Origin of the sequence: Streptomyces xiaopingdaonensis (assembly GCF_000262345.1) — a bacterium.
GTDB classification, from domain to species: domain Bacteria; phylum Actinomycetota; class Actinomycetes; order Streptomycetales; family Streptomycetaceae; genus Streptomyces; species Streptomyces xiaopingdaonensis.
In genome coordinates, this window is sequence record NZ_AJTQ01000315.1 from 1 (window position 1) to 9,045 (window position 9,045).

The window sequence follows — 9,045 nt, forward strand, 5'->3', positions numbered from 1 at the left end:
GCGAGGAGGAGCTGGTCTCTGCCGTCGCCACCTCGGCGTGCGTCAACCCCGTCGCGACGGCGAGGGCGAGCCAGCCCGACACCCCGCCGGCCCGGCGCACCACGGAGACGGCCCGCGAGTGGCGGTGCGACGACCGGCACCACACCACCTATCAGGTGGGCCGCTGGCCGGAGCTGGGCCGCGCCGCGACGCCGCTGCCGCGCCTTGCCGCACTCCTGACCTCGGTGCCGACCTTCACCACCACCTTCAGCCTGACGGTCGGACGGTCGCGCGGGAACAAGTCGGCGGCCCTCGCCGGACACCTGCGGGTAACCGGCCGCTCGGAGACGGAACTGGACGCGGCCCGCCGGCACTTGGAGCGCACGGCGCGCTCCGCGAAGGTCGGCCTCGTCCGGCTCGACCGCGAGCAGTTGCCCGGTGTCCTCGCCACCCTGCCGCTGGGAGGTGCCCACTGATGCCGACGACGGGACGCCGGGGCCTCGTAGGCCCGAGGCGCGCCGAACACTCCCTGGCACACGAGGAGTTGGGGGCGCTCTCCCTCCCCATCGGCGACGACGGCGTGGTGATCGGCGCCGACGCCGAGGGTCGGCCGCAGGTGATCGGCCTCCACCACCCCGTGCCGTACGACGTCCTCCTCGTCGGCGGTCTGTGGACGGCGCAGGTGCTGGCGCTGCGTGCGGCGGGCACGGGCGCGCGGGTGGCCGTGGAGACGGGTCGGGCGCAGGTGTGGAGCAACCTGGTGCAGGCGGCCGGTGCGGGGCAGGAGTGCATCAGTCTCCACGACGTCGGCCGCGTGCCGCCGATGGGCGCGACCGTCAGCAGTCCGGTGCTGGTGGTCCGGGACTGCGGTATGCGGCCGCCGCGCGGGCGCGTCGCCTCGATGGCGTGGCAGTCGGTGGTGACGCTGCTGCCGTATCTGAGCCCCTCGGCGCCGCGGTTGCTGCGGAGCGCCTCGCTCGTCGGTGTGCAGCGCGTATCGCCGGACGAGGCGCGGGAGATCGGACGCCGCATGCAGCTCCCCCAGCGGGACGTCGACACCCTCTCCACGCTGGGCGACGGCGTGACCCTCTGGTGCACCCGGCACGACCGGCAGTACGCCGTGACGCAGCCGACCGACGCGGAGTCGGGGCTGCTCGGCGTGCCGCGACGCCTGGACTGACGGCCCCGCGGGCCCTCGGCACGGCGCCAACCGCCGCGGTGCCGGAGGCGGTTGGTGCGTAGGCGGCGCGCCCGGGGGTACGCCCGGGGTACGGCCGAAATGGAATCGAGACCTTCGACTGGTTGTGTCGGGGCACGCGTACCGGCCGGATCACCGGGACCGAGGGGGCGTATCCGCCGCGACGGTGATTAGGCTTGTGCGGGGGCGCACTTGGCCTACCGGGGAGTACGACCAGAGCAGCAGGAGGCACTGTGAGCAGCGATCGGGACGAGATCCGCGTCGGCGGGACCATCCCCGAGACCGATCGGCTCGAAGCGGGGGAAATCGACGCGGACGACGCCGACTCGGAGCAGGACTCCGAGTCCACAGGCCAGTTCACCATCGACTACACACCCCCCGCCTGGTACACGCAGGGCTCGGAGGCGCCGGACGCCGCCCCGCAACCGGAGGCCGACGAGGACGGCGACCATCTGCTCAGCCCCCCGCAGCCGTTGGGGACGTCGTCCACGCAACCGGCGGTCCCGGAGGCCGAGTCGGCGGACACCCCTCCGCACGGCACGCAGGGCCGTGCCGCAGAGCTGCCCGAAGACGACGCCGCCGAGGGAAGGCCGGGCGTACGGGCAGACGGCGCCCCCGCACCGTCCGCAGCCGAGGAAGGCGCCTCCCGGGAAGAGCGGACCGCCTCCTCGTACACCGCTCTCTCCGCCCCCGCGGAGCCGGATGACGACGCGCCCGTCGCCCCGGCCTCCGAGGACTCCGAGCCGGAGCCCGCGCCCACGCTTCCGCCGGCCGAGGAGCAGGCCGACGCGCCGCCCGAGGACGCCCCGAGGACGGACGCGGCGCCCCCGCCCGCCGAACCCGTCGCGGGCGCAGGCGACTTGGAGGACGGCGCCACCGTCCGCATCTCCACCGCCTCCCTGCGCCGCGAGATCGCGTCCCGCGCCCAGAAGAAGGACGCCCCGGAGGAGGTCCCGCAGGACGCCGTGCCCCCGGCCGCCGATCCGCGGAACGCGCACCCGGCGTCGCCCGAGGACACCCCGCCCGCGGGTACGCCCCAGCGGGCCGGACCGTGGCCGAGCGCACCAGGCACCGGGGAGACGTCGGGCCCGCCCAGCGGCGGCGGCCAACTCCCGCCGCTGCCGCCGCACTTCCAGCCCGCCGCCCAGCCCCCCGCCGGCGCCCCGTGGCCGACGGCGCCGGGGACGCCGGCCGAGGCCGGACCGCAGCCGGCACCCGCTCAGCCGCCTGCCCGGCCGGCGCAGCCGCCCCAACCCCCGCCCGTACCGCCGCAGTTGCCGCCGCACTCGGATGCACACCGGCCGCCGACGGATGAGACGGCCGCCCCGGTGCCGCCGTCCGGCACGGGCCCGACGCCGCCGGCGGGGCACACCCCCGAGCAGTCGCCGCCCCCGCCCGTGCCGCAGCAGGGCGGCTACGGGTACCCGCAGCAGTACCAGCAGCCCCCGGCCCAGCAGCCCCCGCCGTACCCGCAGCATCCCGGTGCGCCCGGCCCGCACCCGGCCCAACCGCAGGCCGCGCAGCCCTCCCCCGGCGCCGACCCGCGGCGTCAGGGGCAGTCGGGTTCGCCGCTCGGGTACACGGCTGCCGTCGAGCTCTCCTCGGACCGGCTCGTCAACAGCAAGAAGAAGAACCGGCAGCAGCCCGGCGGCGGCCGGAGCCGGTTCAAGCTCGGCGGACGGAAGGAGGAGGCGGAGCGCCAGCGGAAGTTGGAGCTGATCCGCACGCCGGTCCTGTCGTGCTACCGCATCGCGGTGATCAGCCTCAAGGGCGGTGTCGGCAAGACGACGACCACGACCGCGCTCGGCTCGACGCTGGCGACGGAGCGCCAGGACAAGGTCATCGCGATCGACGCCAACCCGGACGCCGGCACCCTCGGCCGCCGCGTCCGCAGGGAGACGGGCGCCACCATCCGCGACCTGGTGACGGCGATCCCGTACCTCAACAGCTACATGGACATCCGGCGCTTCACCTCGCAGGCCCCCTCGGGCCTGGAGATCCTCGCCAACGACGTCGACCCGGCGATCTCCACCACCTTCAACGACGAGGACTACCGACGCGTCATCGACGTCCTCGGCAAGCAGTACCCGATCATCCTCACCGACTCGGGGACGGGCCTTCTCTACTCGGCGATGCGCGGAGTCCTCGACCTCGCCGACCAGTTGATCATCATCTCCACCCCGTCGGTCGACGGCGCGAGCAGCGCGAGCACCACTCTCGACTGGCTCGCCGCCCACGGCTACAGCGACCTGGTGCAGCGCTCCCTCACCGTGATCTCCGGGGTCCGGGAGACCGGCAAGATGATCAAGGTGTCGGACATCGTGTCGCACTTCGAGACGCGCTGCCGAGGCGTCGTCACCATCCCGTTCGACGAACACCTCTCCGCCGGCGCCGAGTTGGACCTCGGTCTGATGCGCCCGAAGACGCGCGAGGCGTACTTCGAACTCTCGACGCTGATCGCCGAGGACTTCGCCCGCGCCCAGCGCGAACAGGGCCTCTGGACGGGCGACGGCAACAACCCGCCGCCGCAGCTCGCACCCCCCATGCCGGGGCAGCCGCTCCCGGGGATGCCGCCCGGTGCGTACGGCTACCCGCAGCAGCAGGGGCAGTGGCCGGGTCAGCAGCCGGGCTATCCCGGGCAGGGACCTGGCCAGCAGCCGCCACACTGAGCTCCGGGCCCGGTCTCGACTACCCCGTCAACGCGGCGATTCCCCCGTCCTCCTTCGCCGTGCGCGAAGGAGGACGAGGGGAGACGTGACCGCAGGGCGCTCGCCAACCGGCGAAGGCGGCAGCCTGCGCGTCATCTGCCGCGCCTACGCGGCGTCCCGCCTTCCGGATCGCGCCGGAGGCGGTAAGTACGGCCTCCTCCGCTGGCGCCCGTGGTGCTCAGCACGGGGTCCGTCGCGGAGGACCTCTACGCACAGTCCGCGCCCGGGGCACGACGGCCAACCGCCCTGCGTCGGACGTCGTGCGTCTCGGACCCGTCTCAGCCACGGACGTCGGCAAGGAGCGCGCGCGCCTCGTCGACGTCCTGGGCCATCCGCTGCTTGAGCGCGTCCAGGGTGTCGAACTTGAGCTGACCCCGCAGATAGGCGTGGAAGTCGACGCCGACGTGCTCCCCGTAGAGGTCGAGCCCCACACGGTCGATGGCGTACGCCTCGACGGTGCGCTCGTCGCCGTCGAACTGCGGGTTGGTGCCGACCGAGATCGCCGCCGGCATCTCCTCACCCTGCGCGTGGAGCCAGCCGGCGTAAACGCCGTCGGCCGGGATCGCCGAGTGCGGCGGCGTCTTCAGGTTCGCCGTCGGGAAGCCCAACTCGCGCCCTCTGCTCGCGCCCCGCACCACGACGCCCTCGACGCGGTGCGGGCGGCCCAGCACCTCGGCGGCCCCGCTCACGTCCCCCTCGGCGACGAGGCCGCGCGCCAGCGTGGACGAGAACGGCTGTCCGCCGCCCGCCTCGCCGCGCTCGTAGAGGTCGACGACGACCACGTCGTAGTCGTAGCTGCGGCCGAGCTCGGCGAGCGTCTCGACGGTGCCCGAAGCGCGGTGCCCGAAGCGGAAGTTGGGGCCCTCGATGACGCTGCGTGCGTGGAGCCTGTCGACGAGCACCTTCACCACGAAGTCGGCAGGCGACAGCTTGGAGAACTCCGGGGTGAACGGCAGCACCAGCACCGCGTCGATGCCGAGTTCGCCCATGAGCGCGGCACGGCGCTCGTGGGTGGCGAGGAGAGGCGGATGGCTGCCGGGCCGCACGACCTCGCTGGGGTGCGGGTCGAAGGTGACGGCGACGGCCGGAACGCCCAGTTCACGGGCGCGCTCCACGGCCTTCCCGAGGATCAGCTGGTGCCCGCGGTGCACCCCGTCGTACGAGCCGATGGTGACGACGCTGCGCCCCCAGCCCTCGGGGATGTCCTCCAAGCCACGCCAGCACTGCACGTCCTGCTCCTCGCCGATGCTCTAGCCGTTGTCCGCTGCCTGTCCCTGCCGATGGCGTTCGCCGGTCCAAGGGTGCCATGTCCGCTGCAGGTGGCGGTCAGGGACCCACCCCTGCGCGGCTCCGGCCTGCGCCTCAACACCCGCGCGCCGCCTCCGTCGTCACGGCCTCCCCGTCGCGCGGGCGTGCGCCGGCGGCGGGCCAGGGGAGGCAGGCGCGCCTGACGGCGGGGCCGAGCAGCGGTGACCACACCTCGGGCGCGGCGCCGACCCACTCGGCCACCGCCGCGGCGACACCGGGGGTCTCGACGGCGAGCTCCCCCAGCAGCGCGTCGAACCCGGCAGCCCCGCTCGAAGCCGCCGACATCCGCGTACCGACGGCGCCGACGTGTGCCCCGTCACGCCTCGGACTGCGCTGGCGCACGAGCGCGCACAGCGTCGCACGGAGGACCGACGGCGCCGTCTCGTGTGCGATCAGCGCGGCGAGCAGCTCGTCCCGCAGGGCGCCCTCGACGGGCGCGAGCGCCTCGGCGAGGCTCCTGCGCACCTGCCGCAGCGGGCAGTCGAGCAGCTCGCGGAGGAAGGCGCGGAGCACCACGGGCCGACCGCCCGCCGATCCGTCCACGGCGTCGGAGACCGCTCGGGCCACGGCTTCGGGACGCAGCTCCGCGCACTCGGCGAACACCCTGGCGACGCGGGCGGCGGCTTCCGCCGTACGTACCTCGTCGAGTACGGCGAGGAGTTCGCCCGGCTCCGCCTCGGACTCGCGCAGCCGCTCCCTGCAGGCTCCGACGACCAGCTCCGGGTACGCGTCGAGCGCCGTGCCCAGCGCGCGGGCCAGCTCGGACCCGCCTCCCGAGACGAAGCGGGCCACGGCGGAGGGCAGATGAGCGGCGCGCGCCCCCGGATCGCGGACGAGCACGGCGAGCGCGGCAGCGTGGAGCGAGCCGTCCGCGGGGGACTCCCGCAGCGCGAGCGCCGCCGCACGCAGCAGCGCCAGGTCCGCCGTCTCGGCTCTGCGCGCCACCCGCACTCCCCACTCGGCTGCGAGCGCCCGGCGTCGCGGACGCGCGTCCGTCGCCCACGCGTGGACGGCGCGGCAGAAAGCGGCGCTCTCCTCCTCCAGCAGCTCTTCGAGCAGTTCGTCCGCGCGCGGGTGCGCCGCCTCGGCCAGCACGTCGACGAGATGCTGCACGCCGTCCCGCCGCCGCGCGTAGAGCAGCGCCTGCGCCGCGGCCGCGACGGTGGGCACGTCGGAGCCGCCGCGGTGCCGCGCCGCCAGCGGAGTCGTGTCCGCGAACCAGCGGCAGAGCGCCGGACGCACCTCGTCAGGGGCGGCTTCGAGGAGCTCGGAGGCGAGGTCGAGGAAGCGCTCGGGCACCTGTCCCGACGGGTCGTCGGCGGGGACGAGCAGCCGCAGCACCTCGGCCTTGCGCCCCGGCGCGAGAGGCAGGCGGCGCCAGAACCAGGGCTCGAACTCCTCCGGTACGTCGCCTCCGCCCGCAACCACCGCACGCAGCCGCACCGCGAGCGCCTCCACGACGGGCGTGCAGGCGGCGTCCGGCAGGTTCGGCAGCATCCGCACGAGCAACCGCGCCGCCCACCAACGAGGTTCGGCCGGGGCTCCCGGCGCCGCGGAGTCGCCCCGGCGCTTCCGTCCGCCGTCGTGTGCGCTCGCGGACTCCCGGGGCACACGGGCCTCCCGACTCCCCTGCGTCTCAGGGCCGTCGGCCCCCTCCCGGCGAGGGCACGCCCCGCCCGCTTCCGGAACCGCGACATCGACCAACGGCGCCAGCACCTCCCCGAGCGCCGCGGGCCCGCAGCGCTCGCCGTGCCGGAGAAGCGCCTCGACGACCGTCCCCAACCGGTACCTCGGCACCGGCGAGCACGCCCCCGACTCCCCGCCGGGCGCGGTGAGTTGGGCGAGCGCAGCGTCGAGCCGCAGGTGGCGGCCCTGGAGCCACTCGCCGAACTCCTCGTCCGCGAACCGGTACCCGTCCCCGGCCGGAAGGAGGACCTCCTCGGCGAGGACCGCCGGAGCCCAGCCGCCGGCCCAGGGAAAGACCTCCTCGAACCCGGACCGGTCCAACTCCCCCTGGCCGGGCCCCAGACACCGCCGCGCCGCCTCGTGGAGCCGCCCGGCGGCCCGCGCGGCGAGGCGGCGCACCGAGCCGTGGGCCGGCGTGCGCCCGCCGGACGTGAGGTGCAGGGCGACACGGAGCGCGACGGCGTCGAGGTGCGCGGCAAAGACGTCCCGCCGGGTCAACGGCGCCCCGGCACCGGGCCGTCGGGACACGTCCCCCTGGGCGGCGCGCACCTCTCCGCAGAGCCGGACCGCCAGCGGGTGAGCGGCGTCGGCGTCGGCGAGGGTGCCCTCGGGCACGCCGAGGTCCCTGCGCAGGCGCGCGGCCTGCCCGGAAGGCAGCGGGTCGAGCCGGATGCACGGCGGCAGCGCCGTCCCGTCCCGCGTCGGCTCCGACGGCTCGTGCAGCAGCCCCGAGGGGAAGAGCCGCCCGGCGTACTCCCAGAACTCCGGGCGGCAGCAGACGGCGAGGCGGGCGCCGGAGGCCCCGAGCCAACCCGCGCTGCTCCGCGCCCACATGACGAGGTCGGAGGCGAGCGCCACCGGCATCTCCTCGGGCGCGTCGAGCACCACGAGGAGCGGACGCGCCGCGTCCCTCGCGAGCCGTGCGACGACGTCCGGGTCGGGCTGCTCCTCGCCGGCGGCCGAGGCCGAGTCGAGCGACGCGGCGAGGATGCGCCCCGAGCGCAGCAGCGCACGGCCGACGGCCTCCCGCAACCCCGCGTCGTCCGGCCGCAGTTCGGCGCCGCGCAACCAGACGGTCGGCGCCGGCTCCGGCCCCCGCGCGCGGCGCACCGCGAGCGCTGCCAGCTCCGTCGTCCTCCCCTCACCCGGCTCCCCGACGAGCGCCGCGACCGAGGCGCGCCCCGAGGTGAAGGCAGCGAGCTCGGCGGACGTCTGCGGCCTCGCGACCGCCCCCGTGTGGCGCTCGACGGCCGGCGCCGCCGACGCCGCGGTGAGGTGGAGTGCGCCGGCGAGGTTGAGGTCACGGCCGTAGGCGGGGTGGTTCGCGGCGTTGCGGCGCAGCACGGCCGCGAGCGCGCCGTCCGGCGCCTGCGCCGCGACGACGGGGAGAGGCACCGCGTGCGCCGCCTCCGCGGCACCCGCCAACTCCCTGGCGACGACGCCCAGTACGGCACCGGTCGTGGTGTCGAGGAGCGGCGTGCCCGGCGCTTCGGGGCTGTGCAGGTACCGCTCGGCCTCCGCTTCGGCGGGGACGAGTCGCAGCGCTTCCTGCAACCGGTAGGGCGGCAGTCCGGCACGGTGCTCCGGGGCGTACCGGACGGGCACCGTGCCGACGAGGCGGGCGCGGGGGCCGAGCGGCCCGAGCTCCACGGCGCACCCCTCCCACACGCCACGCGCCGCGCCGACGACGAGGGGTTCAGGCCCCTCGCCCGGAGCCCGGAGGAGCGCGAGGTCCCACTCGTCGAGGCGGACGACCGACCGCTGAGCGACGGGCAGGGGCGGCCCCTCGCCGGCGAGGAGCGAGGGACGCGGCGTCGCGAGCACCTCGTCCGCCGTGAGGAGGGTGCCCTCGTCGACGGCGAAGGCGGTGCCGCGCACCCGTCCGTCCGGCCCGCAGACCCGGGCCAGCGCGTCCCGGGACCGCACCGCCGACATCGTCCGAACCTCCCGCCCCCTTGTCCTCCCAACGACCCGAGATTAGGCGCGAGTTGATCTCTCTCACCACCCCAAGGGCGAACGCGCCCCCGTGCACGCCGGTCGTTCACCCCGAGCGCCTGCACGTTGGGGTGAATCGCCGCTCAGGAGTGGACATAGAGACAAAGGGAGCCGGGAGGGGGGCCGTGGGCACTCGCACACGGCACGGCGGGACCAGCCCGCCGCAGCGGC

Annotated in this window: 5 protein-coding genes; 3 read left to right on the plus strand and 2 right to left on the minus strand. The window is 75.6% G+C overall.

Annotated features, from left to right (window positions below):
• The 3 genes from UWG_RS0124400 to UWG_RS30935 all read left to right on the plus strand — a co-directional run.
• A partial coding sequence (locus UWG_RS0124400; protein ID WP_016909816.1) for a type VII secretion protein EccE occupies window positions 1-455 on the plus strand: 455 nt, incomplete at its 5' end.
• Window positions 455-1,159: a hypothetical protein gene (locus UWG_RS0124405; protein WP_016909817.1), complete on the plus strand. Its 705-nt coding sequence runs from the start codon at window positions 455-457 to the stop codon at window positions 1,157-1,159. The genes UWG_RS0124400 and UWG_RS0124405, both read left to right, overlap by 1 nt.
• Before the next feature lie 251 nt (window positions 1,160-1,410).
• Entirely contained in the window at window positions 1,411-3,846 is a 2,436-nt protein-coding gene (locus UWG_RS30935; RefSeq protein WP_016909818.1) for an SCO5717 family growth-regulating ATPase, read from the plus strand.
• 317 nt (window positions 3,847-4,163) lie between these two features.
• Here the strand turns inward: UWG_RS30935 and UWG_RS0124415 are convergent, their stop codons facing one another.
• Both UWG_RS0124415 and UWG_RS0124420 read right to left on the minus strand, forming a co-directional pair.
• Window positions 4,164-5,114, minus strand: a complete 951-nt coding sequence (locus UWG_RS0124415; RefSeq protein ID WP_029391734.1) for a bifunctional riboflavin kinase/FAD synthetase — start codon at window positions 5,112-5,114, stop codon at window positions 4,164-4,166.
• Window positions 5,115-5,247: 133 nt separating this feature from the next.
• On the minus strand, window positions 5,248-8,814 hold the full coding sequence (locus UWG_RS0124420) for a hypothetical protein (protein WP_016909820.1): 3,567 nt from the start codon (window positions 8,812-8,814) through the stop codon (window positions 5,248-5,250).
• Between the last annotated feature and the right edge of the window lie 231 nt (window positions 8,815-9,045).

What these genes read in the sequence shown, in the direction of transcription:
- UWG_RS0124405 (WP_016909817.1), top strand. Translation starts at nt 455, where the DNA reads ATGCCGACGACGGGACGCCGGGGCCTCGTAGGCCCGAGGCGCGCCGAA.
- UWG_RS0124420 (WP_016909820.1), bottom strand. Translation starts at nt 8,814, where the DNA reads ATGTCGGCGGTGCGGTCCCGGGACGCGCTGGCCCGGGTCTGCGGGCCG.